The 526-nt window shown below is 63.7% G+C and carries 1 protein-coding gene; it reads left to right on the top strand.

The genetic code is table 11. The features are described 5' to 3' along the window. Positions 1-32: 32 nt before the first annotated feature. Positions 33-526: SLC13 family permease (locus K0F88_RS32035; RefSeq protein ID WP_219097878.1), on the top strand; the 494-nt coding region annotated here is incomplete at its 3' end.

Genomic DNA, 526 nt, shown 5'->3' with positions numbered 1-526 from the left:
CCATTCGACGTGACCCTTTCGAGGAGTACCGCATGACCCTGTCCTTCGGCTATTGGCTGCTGGTGTATGCCGCCATCGCCATCATTGCCCTGATCGTTCTGATCGCCCGTTACCGACTCAATCCGTTCATTGTCATCACCCTGGTGTCCATCGGCCTCGCGCTGTTGGCGGGCATGCCGCCGTCCGGCGTAGTCGGCGCTTATGAGGCCGGGGTTGGCAAAACCCTGGGGCACATTGCGCTGGTGGTGGCGCTGGGTACGATGCTCGGCAAGATGATGGCCGAGTCCGGCGGTGCCGAGCAGGTGGCGCGGACCTTGATCGACCGGTTCGGCGAGAAGAACGCCCATTGGGCGATGGTCTGCATCGCCTTCCTGGTCGGGCTGCCGCTGTTCTTCGAGGTCGGTTTTGTGTTGCTGGTGCCGATTGCCTTTACCGTGGCCCGCCGCGTCGGCGTGTCGATTTTGATGGTCGGTTTGCCGATGGTCGCCGGGCTGTCGGTGGTGCATGCGCTGGTGCCGCCGCACCC

This window comes from Pseudomonas sp. UMAB-40, from assembly GCF_900095275.1.
GTDB classification, from domain to species: domain Bacteria; phylum Pseudomonadota; class Gammaproteobacteria; order Pseudomonadales; family Pseudomonadaceae; genus Aquipseudomonas; species Aquipseudomonas mandelii_B.
This window is presented reverse-complemented; position numbering and strand designations above follow the sequence as displayed.